General features: G+C 56.6%; 19 protein-coding genes. 13 read left to right on the top strand and 6 right to left on the bottom strand.

Going from position 1 to position 17,137, the window contains the following annotated elements; all coding sequences use genetic code 11:
• Positions 1–26: 26 nt before the first annotated feature.
• Positions 27–554: a helix-turn-helix domain-containing protein gene (locus ACNQ0W_RS14320; protein ID WP_015570550.1), complete on the top strand. Its 528-nt coding sequence runs from the start codon at positions 27–29 to the stop codon at positions 552–554.
• A gap of 80 nt (positions 555–634) precedes the next feature.
• Positions 635–2,599, top strand: a complete 1,965-nt coding sequence (locus ACNQ0W_RS14315; RefSeq protein WP_062932696.1) for a peptidase U32 family protein — start codon at positions 635–637, stop codon at positions 2,597–2,599.
• On the opposite strand, the gene ACNQ0W_RS14310 is transcribed toward ACNQ0W_RS14315, so the two are convergent.
• On the bottom strand, positions 2,596–2,829 hold the full coding sequence (locus tag ACNQ0W_RS14310; protein WP_015570548.1) for a DUF2554 family protein: 234 nt from the start codon (positions 2,827–2,829) through the stop codon (positions 2,596–2,598). The two genes, ACNQ0W_RS14315 and ACNQ0W_RS14310, sit on opposite strands and share 4 nt — an antisense overlap.
• Positions 2,830–3,072: 243 nt before the next feature.
• Here ACNQ0W_RS14310 and ACNQ0W_RS14305 point away from each other — a divergent pair, with 243 nt between their 5' ends.
• Positions 3,073–3,435, top strand: coding sequence for a hypothetical protein (locus tag ACNQ0W_RS14305; RefSeq protein WP_062932697.1), 363 nt, complete (start codon positions 3,073–3,075; stop codon positions 3,433–3,435).
• A 147-nt stretch (positions 3,436–3,582) separates the two neighbouring features.
• On the opposite strand, the gene ftrA is transcribed toward ACNQ0W_RS14305, so the two are convergent.
• A complete protein-coding gene (gene ftrA, locus ACNQ0W_RS14300) occupies positions 3,583–4,581 on the bottom strand; it encodes a transcriptional regulator FtrA (protein ID WP_062932698.1) in 999 nt (332 codons plus the stop codon).
• Positions 4,582–4,654: 73 nt separating this feature from the next.
• Here ftrA and ACNQ0W_RS14295 point away from each other — a divergent pair, with 73 nt between their 5' ends.
• From ACNQ0W_RS14295 to zinT, 8 genes are all read left to right on the top strand, one after another.
• Entirely contained in the window at positions 4,655–5,065 is a 411-nt protein-coding gene (locus ACNQ0W_RS14295; protein WP_015570546.1) for a rhodanese-like domain-containing protein, read from the top strand.
• Positions 5,066–5,221: 156 nt separating this feature from the next.
• The gene (locus tag ACNQ0W_RS14290; RefSeq protein ID WP_023324640.1) at positions 5,222–6,325 is read left to right on the top strand and encodes a cobalamin-independent methionine synthase II family protein; all 1,104 of its coding nucleotides are present in this window, start codon (positions 5,222–5,224) and stop codon (positions 6,323–6,325) included.
• A 200-nt stretch (positions 6,326–6,525) separates the two neighbouring features.
• On the top strand, positions 6,526–7,797 hold the full coding sequence (gene urtA / locus ACNQ0W_RS14285) for an urea ABC transporter substrate-binding protein (protein ID WP_062932700.1): 1,272 nt from the start codon (positions 6,526–6,528) through the stop codon (positions 7,795–7,797).
• Positions 7,798–7,819: 22 nt separating this feature from the next.
• Positions 7,820–9,394, top strand: coding sequence for an urea ABC transporter permease subunit UrtB (gene urtB, locus ACNQ0W_RS14280; RefSeq protein ID WP_062932701.1), 1,575 nt, complete (start codon positions 7,820–7,822; stop codon positions 9,392–9,394).
• Entirely contained in the window at positions 9,394–10,467 is a 1,074-nt protein-coding gene (gene urtC / locus ACNQ0W_RS14275; protein ID WP_062932702.1) for an urea ABC transporter permease subunit UrtC, read from the top strand. The genes urtB and urtC overlap by 1 nt, the downstream gene beginning before the upstream one ends.
• A complete protein-coding gene (gene urtD, locus ACNQ0W_RS14270; protein ID WP_180261510.1) occupies positions 10,467–11,264 on the top strand; it encodes an urea ABC transporter ATP-binding protein UrtD in 798 nt (265 codons plus the stop codon). The genes urtC and urtD overlap by 1 nt, the downstream gene beginning before the upstream one ends.
• Positions 11,265–11,273: 9 nt before the next feature.
• Positions 11,274–11,972 (top strand): urea ABC transporter ATP-binding subunit UrtE, encoded by a 699-nt coding sequence (gene urtE / locus ACNQ0W_RS14265; protein WP_062932704.1) that lies wholly within the window; start codon positions 11,274–11,276, stop codon positions 11,970–11,972.
• A 52-nt stretch (positions 11,973–12,024) separates the two neighbouring features.
• Positions 12,025–12,663 carry a metal-binding protein ZinT gene (gene zinT, locus ACNQ0W_RS14260; RefSeq protein WP_062932705.1) on the top strand — a complete coding sequence of 213 codons (639 nt, stop codon included), beginning with the start codon at positions 12,025–12,027 and terminating at the stop codon, positions 12,661–12,663.
• Positions 12,664–12,709: 46 nt separating this feature from the next.
• Here zinT and ydeE read toward each other — a convergent pair whose 3' ends face one another.
• The gene (ydeE, locus tag ACNQ0W_RS14255) at positions 12,710–13,927 is read right to left on the bottom strand and encodes an efflux MFS transporter YdeE (protein ID WP_062932706.1); all 1,218 of its coding nucleotides are present in this window, start codon (positions 13,925–13,927) and stop codon (positions 12,710–12,712) included.
• A gap of 193 nt (positions 13,928–14,120) precedes the next feature.
• On the opposite strand from ydeE, the gene eamA reads away from it, so the two are divergent.
• Positions 14,121–15,020, top strand: a complete 900-nt coding sequence (gene eamA, locus ACNQ0W_RS14250) for an O-acetylserine/cysteine exporter (protein WP_062932707.1) — start codon at positions 14,121–14,123, stop codon at positions 15,018–15,020.
• A gap of 38 nt (positions 15,021–15,058) precedes the next feature.
• Here the strand turns inward: eamA and marB are convergent, their stop codons facing one another.
• The 3 genes from marB to marR are packed head-to-tail and all read right to left on the bottom strand — an operon-like array spanning position 15,059 to position 16,142.
• Entirely contained in the window at positions 15,059–15,274 is a 216-nt protein-coding gene (marB, locus tag ACNQ0W_RS14245) for a multiple antibiotic resistance protein MarB (RefSeq protein WP_003857184.1), read from the bottom strand.
• Positions 15,275–15,306: 32 nt separating this feature from the next.
• Complete coding sequence (gene marA / locus ACNQ0W_RS14240) at positions 15,307–15,687, bottom strand: MDR efflux pump AcrAB transcriptional activator MarA (RefSeq protein ID WP_001303241.1); 381 nt, start codon at positions 15,685–15,687, stop codon at positions 15,307–15,309.
• Between the two features lie 20 nt (positions 15,688–15,707).
• The gene (gene marR / locus ACNQ0W_RS14235; RefSeq protein WP_003857182.1) at positions 15,708–16,142 is read right to left on the bottom strand and encodes a multiple antibiotic resistance transcriptional regulator MarR; all 435 of its coding nucleotides are present in this window, start codon (positions 16,140–16,142) and stop codon (positions 15,708–15,710) included.
• 256 nt (positions 16,143–16,398) lie between these two features.
• Between marR and ACNQ0W_RS14230 the strand changes: the two genes are divergently transcribed.
• Positions 16,399–17,064, top strand: a complete 666-nt coding sequence (locus ACNQ0W_RS14230) for a MarC family NAAT transporter (protein ID WP_003857180.1) — start codon at positions 16,399–16,401, stop codon at positions 17,062–17,064.
• Positions 17,065–17,137 lie beyond the last annotated feature (73 nt).

Raw genomic sequence — 17,137 nt, 5'->3', positions numbered from 1 at the left:
TATGCTTTGCCGCAACGGGAGGAACTATGGATATCACTCAACACCTGGCAACCACACTGAAAGCGCTGCGTCAGGCGCGGGGCTGGAGCCTGTCGAAACTGGCGGAAGAGACGGGCGTGTCGAAAGCGATGCTTGGGCAAATCGAACGCAATGAGTCCAGCCCGACGGTCTCTACCTTGTGGAAAATCGCCACCGGGCTGAACGTACCTTTTTCGGCGTTTATCACTCCAGAGAGCGAACCGCAGGCGGTGTTCGATCCGCAGCAGCAGGCGATGGTGGTGAAACCGCTTTTCCCCTGGGATGAACAGCTTAAGTTCGACCATTTCTCCATCACCCTGTCGCCCGGCGCGCTGAGTGAGTCCACGCCGCACGAAGCCGGGGTGATCGAACACGTGGTGGTGATAAGCGGTGAGCTGGACATGCAGATCGACGGTGTCTGGCGCACGCTATACGCTGATTCCGGCGTGCGTTTTGCCGGCGACAAACCGCACGCATACCGCAACAGCAGCGCCCGGACGGTGCATTTTCACTCTCTGATCCATTATCCCCGCTAAAGCGACGCAAAACGGTTTCACTGGCACAGACTTCTGACTACAATAGCCGCCATTTTGACCATAACGGATAACGACGAAGTATGCGCCTGCACTCCCATCATCTTGAACTGCTAAGCCCGGCCCGCGACGCCGCCATTGCCCGTGAAGCCATTCTTCACGGGGCGGATGCCGTCTACATTGGCGGCCCTGGCTTCGGTGCCCGTCATAACGCCAGCAACAGCCTGCGCGACATTGCCGAGCTGGTCCCGTTCGCCCACCGTTTCGGGGCGAAGGTGTTCGTGACCCTGAACACCATTCTTCATGATGATGAGCTTGAGCCCGCGCAGCGTCTGATTACCGATCTCTACCAGACCGGCGTTGACGCCCTGATCGTTCAGGATATGGGCGTTCTGGAACTGGATATCCCGCCGATTGAGCTGCACGCCAGCACCCAGTGCGATATCCGCACCGTTGAGAAGGCGAAGTTTCTTTCGGACGTCGGGTTTACGCAGATTGTTCTGGCGCGCGAGCTGAACCTGAATCAGATCCGCGATATCCACCAGGCGACCGACGCGACCATTGAATTCTTTATCCACGGTGCGCTGTGTGTGGCCTATTCCGGGCAGTGTAATATCTCTCACGCCCAGACGGGGCGCAGCGCGAACCGGGGAGACTGCTCTCAGGCCTGTCGTCTGCCGTATACCCTGAAAGACGATCAGGGCCGCGTGGTGGCATTCGAAAAACACCTGCTGTCGATGAAAGATAACGATCAGACGGCCAACCTCGGCGCGCTGATCGACGCCGGTGTACGCTCCTTCAAAATTGAAGGGCGCTACAAGGACATGAGCTACGTGAAAAATATCACCGCCCATTATCGTCAGATGCTGGATGCCATCATCGACGATCGCGGTGACCTGGCGCGCGCGTCCGCCGGTCGTACAGAGCATTTCTTTATTCCGTCGACGGACAAGACCTTCCACCGCGGCAGCACGGACTATTTCGTGAATGCCCGTAAAGGGGATATTGGCGCGTTCGATTCACCGAAGTTTATCGGCCTGCCGGTGGGTGAAGTGCTGAAAGTGGCGAAAGATCATCTTGATGTTCAGGTTACAGAGCCGCTGGCGAACGGCGATGGTCTCAACGTGATGATCAAACGTGAAGTGGTGGGTTTCCGCGCCAATACGGTGGAGAAAACCGGCGAAAATCGCTATCGCGTCTGGCCGAACGAAATGCCTGCCGATCTCTACAAAGCCCGTCCTAATGCGGCGCTTAACCGTAACCTGGATCACAACTGGCAGCAGGCCTTGCTCAAGACGTCTAGCGAGCGCCGCATTGCGGTGGATATCGCGCTGGGTGGCTGGGAAGAGCAACTGATCCTGACCATGACCTGCGAAGACGGTATCAGCGTGACGCATACGCTCGACGGCCTGTTCGAGGTGGCGAACAATGCGGAGAAAGCGCTTAGCAACCTTAAGGATGGCGTGGCGAAGCTGGGGCAGACCATTTATTACGCGCGCAATATTGAGGTGAATCTGCCGGACGCGCTGTTCGTGCCGAACAGCCTGCTGAACCAGTTCCGCCGTGAAACGGCAGAGATGCTGGATGAAGCACGTCTGGCAAACTATCCGCGCGGCAGCCGTAAGGCCGAAGCGGTGCCTGCGCCGGTCTACCCGGACACGCATCTCTCGTTCCTCGCGAACGTTTACAACCACAAAGCGCGTGCGTTTTATCATCGTCACGGCGTGCAGCTGATTGACGCCGCGTATGAAGCGCATGAAGAGAAGGGCGATGTGCCGGTGATGATCACCAAACACTGCCTGCGGTTTGCCTTTAACCTTTGTCCGAAACAGGCGAAAGGCAATATTAAAAGCTGGAAAGCGACGCCGATGCAGCTGGTGAATGGCGATGAAGTGCTGACGCTGAAGTTTGACTGCCGTCCGTGTGAAATGCACGTTATCGGCAAGATGAAGAATCACATCTTCAAAATGCCGCCGCCGGGAAGCATTGTGGCCTCCGTCAGCCCTGACGATTTGATGAAGACCCTGCCGAAGCGTAAAGGCAGCTAACCCGCAGAGTGGGTATCCGGTTTGCGCGATTTCTGCCAGGCATGGTGCTCGCGCAACCCCTCCGCAGACTCCTCAGCCGCGCTGCGTAACTCGTCGCTGTCAGCTTCATGACGAAGCTGATGGTCGGCGTTTTTCACATACACAAATTCATGCCCTTTGTGCTCCGCCATAATCTGCCCTGAGAACAGGGCGCTAATCACCAGCAGTAGCGAAAATTCTTTTCTGAACATCCTTTATCCCCTGAAAATACGCTACGGTCATCGTAGGGATAATTTCATAGAGTAATTATTCGACTCTTTAAATTTGAGAAAATAGACTGTCAAAAATTGTGGTCGCAATAAAACCCACTTAAGACTATTCTTAAAAGCAATATCGCCGTTGTAAACTCCCATTTCTGGTATGCAAAGAGAAGCTAGATTTATTGGGAAATCATTTACAATAAGATTTTTCTGGCTAAGGATTGGATCGAATAAATGAAAAAAATAATCGTGCTATCACTTCTGGGCGTAGTGGTTGCGGTGGGTGCTGCGGCCAGCATCTATTCAAATGAAGAACCAGGATATATTCAGTCAGCAAAAAGCCGTGTCGGATCGTATTTAACCAGCGATTACGGACGTGTCGAATGTAATAGCACCCAGGTAAGTGAAGATCGCTGGGAGCTGGGCTGTACCAATAAGGCGAGGGGCAAAACCTTCCAGTTCGCCGTTTACCCATCCGAGCAGGCGCCGTATGGGGTCTCTCGTGCGTTTTATCTCGAAGCGATTAATGATGATGCCCGCCAGAGTGCAGAGCAGGGACTGATGCGTTATCTGCAAATTAATACCAAAGCGGGTTAATCGATTCGTTTATGCTTCGTTGAGGCTCACAGTGGTAGATTGCAGGTGATCCACATCCCGGTATGGAATACCGGAGCGTAGATACCAAAATACAAATCTATCCATGCAAGCATTTACCGCCAGATTATGGCGGTTTTTTTTGCCCGTTTATCGTACCGGCTGTAAAAATTGTTTGCGATATTGCGCGGGCGAAAGCGCAAATTGCTGCCGGAAATGGTGGCGCAGCGTGCCGCTTTGTCCAAAACCGGTTTGTTCCGCAATATTGTCGATGCTGAGCCGACTGTTTTCGAGGTAATCTTTTGCCCGCTGCAATCGCGCAGTCAATAACCAGCGCGCGGGCGTTGTTCCGGTCGCGTCCTGGAAACGGCGCAGAAAGGTGCGCTGACTCATACCCACCCGCAGGGCCAGCGATTCGACGGTATGGGAAACGGCCAGATGCTGGTGAAGATAATCAAACAGCTGGCCCAGGCGCTGGCTCTCCCGCAACTGAGCCACCGGTCGGCTAAGCTGCTGGGTTTGCGAGCCGTCCCGATGGGGCGGGATCACCAGCCGACGCGCCACGCGGTTTGCCGCTTCAATACCGTAATTCCGGCGCACCACGTGCAGGCACAGATCAATCCCCGCGGCGCTGCCTGCGGAAGTGAGAATATCGCCTTCGTCCTGGTACAGCACATCGTCGACCACGGTGATGGCGGGAAAGCGTGTTTTCAGAGCTTGCGTATAGCGCCAGTGGGTGGTTGCCTTCCGCCCGTCAAGCAGGCCTGAGGCTGCCAGAACGAAAACGCCAGAACAGATCGAGAGTAGCCGGCAGCCGCGGGCATGCGCCGCGCGGAGCGCCTGGCAGAGCGCGTCGGGTACGGGGTCGTCCAGCCCTCGCCAGCCGGGTACGACAACCAGATCCGCCGTTTCCAGCAGACCCAGATCGCCATCGGCCAGAATACGGATCCCGCCCGTTGCCCGAAGTTCGCCGTCATCCACGCTCGCCACGGCGAACTGATACCAGTCCTCGCCCATCTCCGGGCGCGGCAAGCCAAAGATTTCTACCGCCACGCCAAACTCAAAGGTACATAAACCGTCATATGCCAGCACGACCGCGCGCGGCGAGGGATGTCTTAAGTTTGTCATCTTTTTGCTGTTTTCTGGCATAGGCGGACGCATTCATGGGCTGAAGTAAGGGATAGAGTAGTGTTAACACAAACACCACAAATGAGGAAGATTCATGAGCTATGTTACTGAATTTCCGGCTGCTGAGCCGCAGGAAGCCGTGGGGCATTTTCTGCGTCGTCTGAGCGTCGAGACGGACTGCGCCGATGTCCATCACGCGGTATCCAGCGGTGAGCAGGACTTTGTTCTGCTGCACGTTGTCGGAAAACCTGAACATTTTGCCCGGCGGCATCTGCCCGGCGCGCTGCATTTACCCTGGAGCCAGATCACCGCCGAGCGGATGAAAGCGTGGCCAGAGGGCACGCTGTTTGTCGTCTATTGTGCAGGCCCGCACTGCAACGGGGCGGACAGGGCGGCGCTGAAGCTGGCGCGACTGGGTTTGCCGGTCAAGGTTATGCTCGGGGGCATGACCGGCTGGGAAGATGAGCGGTTCGCGTTTGCGGGATCTTCATCACCCGCTCTGTGAACATGAATTTATTTCAACACAGATGAAATTTTCTCGTTTGTCGGCGGCGAGTCGGTATGACATCTTTTCAGGACGTTTAGACATCCAGAAGTCTAAAGATTCAAAAGATGAATTATCACTGTGGGCAATTAACGCCGACAGACAGAGGAGATTTCCATGCAGCGACACCACGCCCCGTACCGCGCCGATGTAGTCGGCAGTTTTTTACGCCCGGATTCCATTAAACAGGCCCGTCTGCAATTCGCCAGCGGTGAGATCGATGCCGGTCAGCTTCGCGCGGTTGAGGACGAGGCCATTCGCCATGTTGTCGAGCAGCAGTGCGCCTGCGGTCTGCATGTGGTAACGGATGGTGAATTCCGCCGCGCCTGGTGGCACTTTGACTTTTTTGATGGGCTACAGGGCGTGGAGCGTTATGATTCCCAGCAGGGCATTCAGTTCAACGGGGTGCAGACCAAAGCCCATGGCGTGCGCGTAACGGGCAAACTGGGCTTCGGCGATCATCCTATGCTGGAAGATTTTCGCTACCTCAAAAGCATCAGCGGTAACGCACAGCCGAAGATGACTATTCCGAGCCCGAGCGTGCTGCACTTCCGCGGTGGCCGCAAGGATATTGATGCCACGGTATACCCGGATCTGAAAGATTACTTTGACGATCTGGCGACCACCTGGCGTGATGCCATTCGGGCCTTTTACGATGCAGGCTGCCGCTATCTGCAACTGGATGACACCGTCTGGGCCTACCTTTGTTCAGAAGACCAGCGCCGCCAGATCCGCGAGCGCGGTGATGATGCAGACGAACTTGCCCGAACCTATGCCCGGGTGCTGAATAAGGCGCTGGAGGGCAAACCGGACGATCTGACCATCGGGCTGCACGTCTGCCGCGGTAATTTCCGCTCAACCTGGATTTCCGAAGGCGGCTATGAGCCGGTGGCGGAGGTGCTGTTCGGCACGGTGAACGTCGATGCGTTCTTCCTGGAGTACGACAACGACCGTAGCGGCGACTTCGCGCCACTGCGTTTTGTGCGCCCGGGTAAACAGCAGGTGGTGCTGGGGCTGATCACCACCAAGCACGGTGAGCTGGAGAACCCGGAAGGGGTGAAAGCGCGTCTGGAAGAGGCTGCGCGCTACGTGGCGAAAGAGCAGATTTGCCTTAGCCCGCAGTGCGGATTTGCCTCCACGGAAGAGGGTAACAGCCTGAGCGAAGCCCAGCAGTGGGATAAAGTTCGCCTGGTGACGCAAATCGCCAGCGACGTCTGGTAACATCGTTCACAGCGCTGCATTATTACAGTGCAGCGCTGTACCATTCTGAGTCGTTTCCCATCAATCTTCTCTTCGAACCCGTATAAATCCTGCCTCTGCAACCTGGCACCCTTTTTGCTCTCCTGAAACTGACGTTACTTTTTCTGCGTCCGGGCGGTAACGGACGTCTTCGCACAGCTTTCTTTTTCAGGAGTGAAAATATGCACCGTCGTACCTTTATAAAAGCGTTCGCCTTGTCCGCCTCCGTGGTCGCCATGGGGGTCAGTTTTGGCGTCCAGGCCGCAGAGACCATTAAAATCGGGATCATGCACTCACTCTCCGGCACGATGGCCATTTCAGAAACGCCCCTGAAAGATGTCGCCCTGATGACCATCGATGAAATTAACGCCAAAGGCGGCGTGCTCGGGAAAAAGCTGGAGCCGGTGGTGGTTGACCCGGCCTCCAACTGGCCGCTGTTTGCCGAAAAGGCCCGCCAGCTTCTGAGCCAGGATAAGGTCGCCGTGGTGTTTGGCTGCTGGACCTCCGTATCGCGTAAATCGGTTCTGCCGGTTTTTGAGGAGCTGAACGGTTTGCTGTTCTATCCGGTGCAGTACGAAGGTGAAGAGATGTCACCTAACGTCTTCTATACCGGCGCGGCGCCTAACCAGCAGGCGATCCCGGCGGTGGAGTACCTGATGAGCGAGGACGGCGGCAGCGCGAAACGCTTCTTCCTGCTGGGAACGGACTACGTTTACCCGCGCACCACGAACAAGATCCTGCGCGCCTTCCTGCACTCGAAAGGCGTGGAAGATAAAGATATTGAAGAGGTCTACACCCCGTTTGGTCATAGCGATTACCAGACCATCGTTGCCAGTATCAAGAAATTCTCTGCGGGCGGTAAAACGGCGGTGGTCTCAACCATCAACGGTGATTCCAACGTGCCTTTCTATAAAGAGCTGGCGAACCAGGGGCTGAAAGCCACGGACGTGCCGGTGGTGGCGTTCTCGGTGGGCGAGGAGGAACTGCGCGGCATTGATACCAAACCGCTGGTGGGTAACCTGGCGGCGTGGAACTACTTTGAATCCGTCGATAACCCGACCAACCAGACCTTTGTCGCGGCCTACAAAGCCTACGCGAAAGCCCATAAGCTGCCGAATGCCGATACCGTCGTCACCAACGATCCGATGGAAGCGACCTATGTCGGCCTGCATATGTGGGCGCAGGCGGTTGAAAAAGCGGGGACAACCGACGTGGACAAAGTGCGCGCGGCAATGGCGGGCCAGTCGTTCAACGCGCCGTCCGGCTTTACGCTGACCATGGATGCCACCAACCACCACCTGCATAAGCCCGTCATGATTGGTGAAATCGAAGGCAACGGCCAGTTCAACGTCGTCTGGCAAACCGAACAGCCGGTACGCGCTCAGCCGTGGAGTCCGTTTATCGCCGGGAATGACAAAAAGCCTGACCAGCCGATGAAAACCGCCAGCAACTAAGCCACCACCAGGGAGAGACGTCATGAACGCCATGCGCATGATGATTGCGATTGTGTGGCTTACCGGACTGCTGCCAGGGATGGCGCAGGCATCGGATGCCGATGATTTTGTTGCCGCTACCCGCAGCCAGCAGACCGCCATGCTGACCCGCTGGGCAGCCACGCCGGAATCTGCACGTTTGCCGCTGCTTAAGGCGCTGCAACAGGAGAATCTTTACACCGACAGCCAGAAGAAGGCTTTTACCCGCATCGACGGTGAAATGGTGGCCCTGGGCGCGGCAAAACGCGCCGAAGGAACGACCAAAGCCGTGCGGCTGACCAATCGGCTGCGCGTGTTAACCGTCACGGCGCTGGCGACGCATCAGCTTGTTAGTGACAGTGTCACAGAAAGGCGTCATGCCGCGCGGCAGCTTCAGCGTGACGCCCAGCCGGATATGCTCGGGTTTCTGCAACAGCGGGCTAATCGCGAAACGGACGACGTCACCCGACAGTCGCTGAGGCTGGCGCTGGCAAATCTTCAGCTGGCGAGTCCGCAGGCGGAAACGCGCCTTAACGCGGTTGAACTGCTGGGACAGTCTGACGATCCGGACGTGCAGGCCACGCTGACGCCATTCACCCGGGCGCAAACCGAGCCGGACGCACGGGTACGTGCCGCCGCCGCTGAGAGCCTGGAGCGTATTCAGCACCGGCTGATGTGGGGTGAACTGCTGGGGCAGGCCTTCATGGGCCTGTCGTTGGGGTCGGTACTCTTGCTGGCCGCGCTCGGGCTGGCTATCACCTATGGTCTGCTGGGGGTGATTAACATGGCCCACGGCGAAATGCTGATGCTCGGGGCGTATGCCACCTGGATGGTGCAGCAGGTTATGGCGCAGTGGATGCCTCAGTGGCTGGCGCTTTATCCGGTGGTGGCGCTGCCGGTGGCGTTTTGCCTGACGGCAGGTATCGGGATGGTGCTGGAGCGCACGGTGATCCGCCATCTGTATGGCCGCCCGCTGGAAACCCTGCTCGCCACCTGGGGGATCAGCCTGATGCTTATCCAGCTGGTGCGCATGACCTTTGGCGCCCAGAACCTTGAGGTCGCGAACCCCGCCTGGCTGTCCGGCGGGGTGCAGGTTTTCGCCAACCTGACGCTGCCGTGGAACCGTATTGTGGTGCTTGGGTTTGTGCTGCTGGTGCTGTTCTTCACCTGGCTCATTCTGAATAAAACGCGTCTGGGGCTGAACGTGCGGGCGGTGACGCAAAACCGCAGCATGGCGGCCTGCTGCGGCGTCCCCACCGGACGGGTAGATATGCTGGCGTTTGGCCTCGGGTCCGGCATTGCCGGGCTGGGCGGCGTGGCGTTGTCCCAGCTGGGAAACGTGGGACCGGAGCTGGGCCAGGGATACATCATTGATTCGTTCCTGGTGGTGGTGCTCGGCGGCGTCGGCCAGCTGGCCGGTAGCGTCGCGGCGGCCTTTGGTCTGGGGATCTTCAATAAAATTCTTGAACCGCAGATGGGCGCCGTGCTGGGCAAAATCCTGATTCTGGTGGCGATCATTCTGTTTATCCAGAAACGTCCGCAGGGGTTATTCGCACTTAAAGGGAGGGTGACAGACTGATGAGCCAGCTATTGACCTTAACACTGGCGCGCAGGGCACCGCGCTCCACGCAAATCTTCGGCAGTCTGCTGGTTGCGGCGCTGCTGGTGCTGCCTTTTCTCGCGCTGTTGCCCGCCACCCATCCGCTGGCCGTTTCTACGTGGATGTTGACGCTCATCGGCAAGATCCTCTGTTACGCGGTTGTCGCCGTGGCCCTCGATCTGGTCTGGGGCTATGCCGGTATGCTCTCGCTGGGGCACGGCATATTCTTCGCCCTGGGCGGCTATGCGATGGGCATGTACCTGATGCGCCAGGCGGCCGGGGACGGGCTGCCCGCGTTTATGTCGTTTCTCTCGTGGAGCGAGCTGCCCTGGTTCTGGTGGGGAACGCAGCATTTCGCCTGGGCTCTGGTGTTAATTGTGACGATCCCCGGCCTGCTGGCGCTGGTCTTCGGCTGGTTTGCTTTTCGCTCGAAGATCAAAGGAGTCTATTTCTCCATCATGACCCAGGCGCTGACCTATGCGGGCATGCTGCTGTTCTTTCGCAACGAAACCGGCTTTGGTGGCAATAACGGCTTTACCGGCTTTACCACGCTGCTCGGGTTTTCCGTCACGGCGAACACCACGCGGATCGCGCTGTTTCTCGCGACGGTCATGCTGCTGCTTCTGGCCCTGGGCACAGGATACGCGCTGGCGAAGAGTAAATTTGGCCGCATTTTAACGGCGGTGCGTGATGCGGAAAACCGTCTCACGTTCTGCGGCTACGATCCGCGCGGTTTCAAGCTGTTGGTCTGGACGCTTTCCGCCGTGCTGTGTGGCCTGGCGGGGGCGCTGTACGTTCCGCAGGTGGGCATTATCAACCCGGGTGAAATGTCGCCAACCAACTCGATTGAAGCGGCCATCTGGGTAGCGCTGGGTGGACGCGGCACGCTGGTGGGCCCGGTGATTGGCGCGGCGCTGGTCAACGGTGCGAAGAGCTTTTTCACCGTGGCGATGCCGGAGTACTGGCAGCTGTTTCTGGGGCTGATTTTCATCGCCGTGACGCTGTTTTTACCGCGCGGCGTGTTCGGTCTGTTTCGTAAGGGAGAGAATTAATGCAGCCCTCTGAAGGACTCTTTACCCGCCAGCTACCGGGAGACCGTTACCGCGAGCAGACCGATCCGGTGTTGCAGCTCGAGGCCATTAACGTCAGTTTCGACGGTTTTCAGGCGTTGACCGATCTCTCGCTGAACATCGGCGTCGGAGAACTGCGCTGCATCATTGGCCCTAACGGCGCCGGTAAAACCACGCTGATGGACGTGATCACCGGCAAAACCCGGCCAAAAAGCGGGAAAGCTATTTACGATCAGTCCATCGATCTGACTGCCCTGGAACCGGCGGCCATCGCCCGTCAGGGTATTGGCCGTAAGTTCCAGAAGCCGACCGTGTTTGAAGCGTTGTCCGTAGGGGAAAACCTCGAAATCGCCATGAAAGCCGACAGGTCCGTCTGGGCGAGCCTGCGGGCCACGCTCAGCGGCGAACAGCGCGACCGCATTGATGAGATGCTGGTTTTGCTGCGGCTTGCCAGCGAGCGCGATCGCCGTGCCGGGCTGCTTTCCCACGGACAGAAGCAGTTTCTGGAGATCGGCATGCTGCTGGTGCAGGACCCGCACCTGTTACTGCTGGACGAACCCGCCGCCGGTATGACCGACGCAGAGACGGAATACACTGCCGAGCTGTTCCGCACCCTGGCAGGCAAGCATTCGCTGATGGTGGTTGAGCACGATATGGGCTTCGTCGAGACCATCGCCGACCACGTCACGGTGCTGCATCAGGGGCGCGTGCTGGCGGAAGGATCGCTTCGCGAGGTACAGGCCAATGAACAGGTGATTGATGTCTATCTGGGACGTTAAGGAGAGGGGATGTTACAGGTTAGCGAACTGAATCAGTTCTACGGCGGAAGTCATATTCTGCGCGGGGTGAGCTTTGAGGCGGCCGTCGGGGAAGTTACCTGCCTGCTGGGGCGCAACGGGGTGGGCAAAACCACGCTGCTGAGGTGCCTGATGGGGCTGATCCCGGTGAAAGCCGGGGAGGTGGTCTGGCAGGGAAAGACCATCACTCACAGTAAACCGCACCAGCGGGTGCAGTCCGGCGTGGCGTATGTTCCGCAGGGGCGGGAGATTTTTCCGCGTCTGACCGTAGAAGAAAACCTGCTGATGGGGCTGTCGCGCTTCTCTGCGGGAAACGCAAGGAGCGTGCCGGAGGAGATTTGGCAGCTTTTCCCGGTGCTGAAGGAGATGAAGCACCGACGCGGAGGCGATCTTTCCGGTGGTCAGCAGCAGCAGCTGGCGATTGGCCGCGCGCTGGCGAGCCGTCCACGGTTACTGATTCTGGATGAACCCACGGAAGGTATTCAGCCGTCGGTGATTAAAGAGATTGGGCAGGTGATCCGCAGCCTGGCGAACCGGGGGGATATGGCGATCCTGCTGGTGGAGCAGTTTTATGATTTTGCAGCAGAGCTGGCCGACAGCTATCTGGTGATGTCGCGCGGCAGCATCGTCCAGCAGGGGCGCGGGGAGAACATGGAGCAGGAGGGCGTTCGCGGGCTGGTTGCGATCTGAGATGTTATAATATAACATCCCCATTCTTATAAAACGGAATGAGGATTTTGCTGTGGCTACACAACTTGCAAAAATTGCGCTGACTCTGGGAACGCTGCTGGTAAGCGGCTCGCTTTTTGCCCATTCGCACGGTCATCAGATGACAGAGGCGGAACAGAAGGCGGCAAACGGCGTCTTTGAGGATAAAGACGTCAGGGACAGGAAGCTGTCTGACTGGGACGGGACCTGGCAGTCCGTTTATCCGTTCCTGCTTGATGGCTCGCTGGATCCGGTTTTCGAAAAGAAAGCGCAGAAGGGAGAAAAATCCGCTGCCGAGGTGAAGGCCTACTACCGTAAGGGGTACGCGACGGACGTGGACGCCATCGGCATTGAAAACAACGTGATGGAATTCCACCGAGGCAAAACGGTGAGCAGCTGCCGCTACGACTACAGCGGCTACAAAATTCTGACCTATGCGTCGGGGAAAAAAGGCGTGCGCTACCTGTTTGAGTGCAAGGATAACGCGAGCCAGGCGCCAAAGTTTGTGCAGTTCAGCGACCATACCATCGGGCCGAAAGCCTCTTCACACTTCCATCTCTTTATGGGCAACACCTCCCACGAGGCGCTGCTGAAAGAGATGGATAACTGGCCGACCTACTACCCGAATGAAATGTACAAAGAGCAGGTGGTGGAGGAGATGTTGCACCACTAAGCTGTGGGATTTGCCGGGTGGCGGCTTCGCCTTACCCGGCTTACGATTAGGGTTTTGTCGGTCGGGTAAGCGCAGCGCTACCCGACACGCTATTTTCACTTTTCACGCGCATCCCGCGCAATATCATCAGCCACGCCGCAATGATGGCGGCCATCATAATGATAAATAATGACCAGTGCGGCAGATGGGTCAGGATGAGCCCGGTGATCATTGGGTTCGCCGCCGCGCCGAGCCAGCCCAGCGCCTGGGCGGAGAAATAGCTCGCCTTCATGCCCGGCGGGGCGATATTGTCGATCAGCATGTATTCACCCGGTGCATAAATAATTTCACCCAGGGTGAAAATCGCCGCCGCGATCCCCCAGTAAATCAGGTTCTCGCCGGAAAGCATAAACCCGCCCAGCCCGAGGATGAAAAAAAGCGTCGCGGCGGTCATTAGCGGACGGATATTGCTGGCGGTGATCTTACGTCCAAGCGCGTATTGCAGGGTGACGACCACCGCCGCGTTGACGGGCAGCACAACGGCCACCACCTTTTCTGCAAAATCACTGTCCGCATGTGCGGCGAGGACATACTGGGAAATGCAGGTGGCGAACGATCCACCCACATACGACGCCAGCAGGCCGGAGAGCGTGTACCAGAACAGCGCCCGGTCTTTCAGCAGCACCGAGGGCTGCCATGGCATTTTCTCCTCAGGGCTGTCTGAGGCTATGCTTTTCTGCACAAAGAAATGGATAAACCCGAGCGGCAGTGCGGCGCAGAAGGCGGCCAGCCAGAACGGCAGTTGCAGGCTGTACATCACCAGCAGGGTGCCGATCGGCGGCCCGATCGTCCAGCCGATGTTCAGGAAACTGTAGTTGAGTGAGAAAACGCGCGCCTTTTCGCTGGAGGTCAGCACGTCGGCAAACCACGCTTTCAGCACCGTTGAGAAGACGGAATAGGCGCAGTTAATCAGGGCAAAGAACAGCACCACCAGCGTCACGTTATTCACCAGCGGAATCGCCACAAACCCGGCGATAAAGGCCACGATGGCGATCAGCATATAGCGTTTTTTGTCGAACTTATCCGCCAGGATACCAAACCCCAGGCTAAACACCACGCCAATGGTCAACGCCACGGTCAGGGCATAGCCAATATTCTCCACGCTCATATCGTAAACGCGTGTGAGATATATGGTCATAAAGGGCAGCGTTGCCCCGCGGCCAATTGTTAATAACAATGACGATGCCAGCAGCGCTGCGGTTGAGCGCCTGATTGATGGTTTCATTTTCCTGCCCGACAAATGCTTATGCTTTTTTTGTTGTGTTATTACAGGATTATCATGGGATCGGCAGCTTGTATAGCACCCAATTTATCCGCAGGTGCTTCTCTTCAGTACCAAAATTAATGATCTTCTCGCGGGGCTATTTTTTCTGTTACCTTGAAGTGTTTACAAAATTTTAATAATTCAGGGGCGGAAAATGACGCGGAAAGACGGGCTGTTAGCGTTGCTGGTTGTCGTGGTGTGGGGACTCAATTTTGTGGTCATCAAAATGGGGTTGCACAACATGCCTCCACTGATGCTGGCGGGGCTGCGTTTCCTGCTGGTGGCGTTTCCGGCGCTGCTGTTCGTCGCCCGCCCGAAAATTCCCCTCAAGCTGCTGCTGGGCTACGGCCTTACCATCAGCTTTGGTCAGTTTGCGTTTCTTTTTTGCGCCATCAAATTCGGTATGCCTGCGGGCCTGGCTTCGCTGGTGCTTCAGGTGCAGGCGTTCTTTACCATCATTCTCGGCGCATTTGTCTTCGGCGAACGCTTGCAGGGCAAGCAGCTGGCGGGCATTAGCCTTGCGGTCTTTGGCGTGCTGGTGCTGATTGACGGCAGCCTCAACGGTCAGCATGTCGCGCTGCTGGGCTTTATGCTCACCCTGGCGGCGGGGCTGAGCTGGGCGTGCGGCAATATCTTTAACAAGCTGATAATGCAGCACGAGGCGCGTCCGGCGGTCTTATCGCTGGTGGTCTGGAGCGCGTTGATCCCCATCGTGCCGTTTATGGCCGCGTCGTTTATTCTGGAGGGTCCGCAGGCGATGCTGAAAAGCCTGGTGGAGATCGACCTGACGACCATTTTGTCGCTGATCTACCTGGCGTTAGTCGCCTCAATCATTGGCTACGGTATCTGGGGATCGCTGCTCGGACGCTATGAAACCTGGCGCGTGGCGCCGTTATCGCTGCTGGTACCGGTGGTCGGGCTTGCCAGCGCTGCCCTGTTGCTGGATGAAACGCTCAGCGCGCTGCAACTGTGTGGCGCAGGGCTGATTATGGCCGGGCTGTATATCAACGTCTTTGGCTTGCGGATGCGTCGGGCGACGCGGGTGCGGGGTTAAGGCAGAAAAAAGCCCCGCATGAGCGGGGCAAAAACGAATTACAGGTCGTGGTTGTAATACGGCACGCCTAATTCGTCGGATTTGTCGCTGCCAGCGCCCATGTGATTGAAGTCCCAGGGCGACTGGTTTTGCGTGGACGGCATAATCATGGTGTCACGATTATTTTGCTGCCCCGCACTGGGGGTTTGCTCCGCGAAGCTCTGGCCGGAAACCAGCACCAGCAAGGTGAGGGCGGCGGAGGCGATAAATTTCATGATTTCCTCGGTTACGTCTTAACAGGCGATGATTAACTGCAATGTTTTAGCGGATACAGATAACGGGATTCACCCGGCATACTGGTAATACGGTACTTATGAGGCGGCACGTCAAAGTAGTTCTTGAACGTACGCGTCAGGGTTTGTTGCGATTCAAATCCGTAGCGTTCCGCCAGATAGAGGATCGGCTCATTGCTTTCTTTCAGTTTTTGGGCAATCTCCGTCAGCTTGCGGCTGCGAATATATTGTCCTAATGAATGGCCGGTCTCTTTTTTAAACATCCGTTGCAGGTGCCATTTTGAGTAACCTGAACGCTCAGACACTTTCTCAAGGGAGAGTGGAGATTCCAGGTTATCTTCGATCCAGTCCAAAATGCTATGAATGGTGATAGCGTCAGTATTGCGTCTGGACATCGTCATACCTCTTTTTCTGTTTACGGCAGGATTTTCTTGAGTAAAAGCTCAAGCGTTGCCACTTCATCTGCCGTTAAGTTTTTTGTCAGTTCCTGGTGCAGTGTTTGTCCTACTAATTGATGACATTGCTCACACATGGCCGCGCCATCGCTGGTCAGTTTCACCAGTACGCCACGTTTGTCATTCGGGTTAGGGCTTCGTTCTACCCATCCTTTACAGACGAGACGATCCAGCATGCGGGTTAACGCACCCAGATCGACAGAGAGCACCTTTTTCAGCTCAACCGGCGTGATACACACTTCGCAGCGAATGGAACACAGCACTTTGAACTGTGTTGCGGTGATATCCAGCGGTGACAGATAGTCATTGAGCAGGCGATCTTTTTTCTGGTTAACCATATGAATAAGACGACCCAGTGGGATTATGTCGTTAAAGAGGTCACTGGTGCTTTTCACAATGGTTGCCCTGGCAAGTAGTTTAGTCACGGCAGATATTATTGCTCAGGCAAGTATAAGTCAACTGAATGGATCGGCCGATGCCACGAAATGCTAAAACGCTTCAGGAACACATTCTGTACGCTTTTAAACCATATAGATAATCTGGGGTTATCAGTTACGCGAGACAATTATGGTTACGCTGCGCGGATGGCTCCGGACGAAGATTTGCCCCTATAATTGCGATGTTGAATAAGGATAAGGACTGCGGTGCATTATGTTGGATTTGATTAAGGCAGTGGGACTTGGGCTGGTGGTGTTGCTGCCGCTGGCGAACCCGTTAACGACGGTGGCGCTTTTTCTGGGGCTGGCGGGGAACATGAACAGCGCAGAGCGCAATCAGCAGTCGATGATGGCCTCTGTGTATGTCTTTGCCATAATGATGGTGGCTTATTACGCCGGGCAACTGGTGATGAATACCTTCGGTATTTCGATTCCCGGTCTGCGTATTGCTGGCGGGCTGATTGTGGCCTTTATTGGTTTCCGGATGCTGTTCCCGGCGCACAAAGCGCACGAATCCCCGGAAGCCAAAAGCAAATCGGAGGAGCTTGAAAGCGAACCGAGCGCCAACATCGCGTTTGTGCCGTTAGCCATGCCGAGCACGGCGGGGCCGGGGACGATTGCGATGATCATCAGTTCCGCCTCAACGGTGCGTGATGGGTCGACATTCCCGCACTGGGTTATCACCGTTGCGCCGCCGATCATTTTTGCGCTTATCGCCATTATCGTCTGGGGATCATTGCGCAGTTCCGGGGCGATTATGCGCTGGGTGGGCAAGGGGGGGATTGAAGCTATCTCCCGTCTGATGGGTTTCCTGCTGGTCTGTATGGGCGTGCAGTTTATTATTAACGGCGTACTGGAGATTGTTAAGACGTATCATTGAGAACGTTGCCGGGTGGCGGCTTCGCCTTACCCCTGTCTCTTATACACATCTGACGCTGCCGACGACTAACCTC

This window comes from Enterobacter cloacae complex sp. 6730903 (assembly GCF_048283985.1).
Classification (GTDB): domain Bacteria; phylum Pseudomonadota; class Gammaproteobacteria; order Enterobacterales; family Enterobacteriaceae; genus Enterobacter; species Enterobacter hormaechei_C.
The sequence above is the reverse complement of the archived record's forward strand: the minus strand, read 5'-3'. Positions and strand labels throughout refer to the sequence as shown.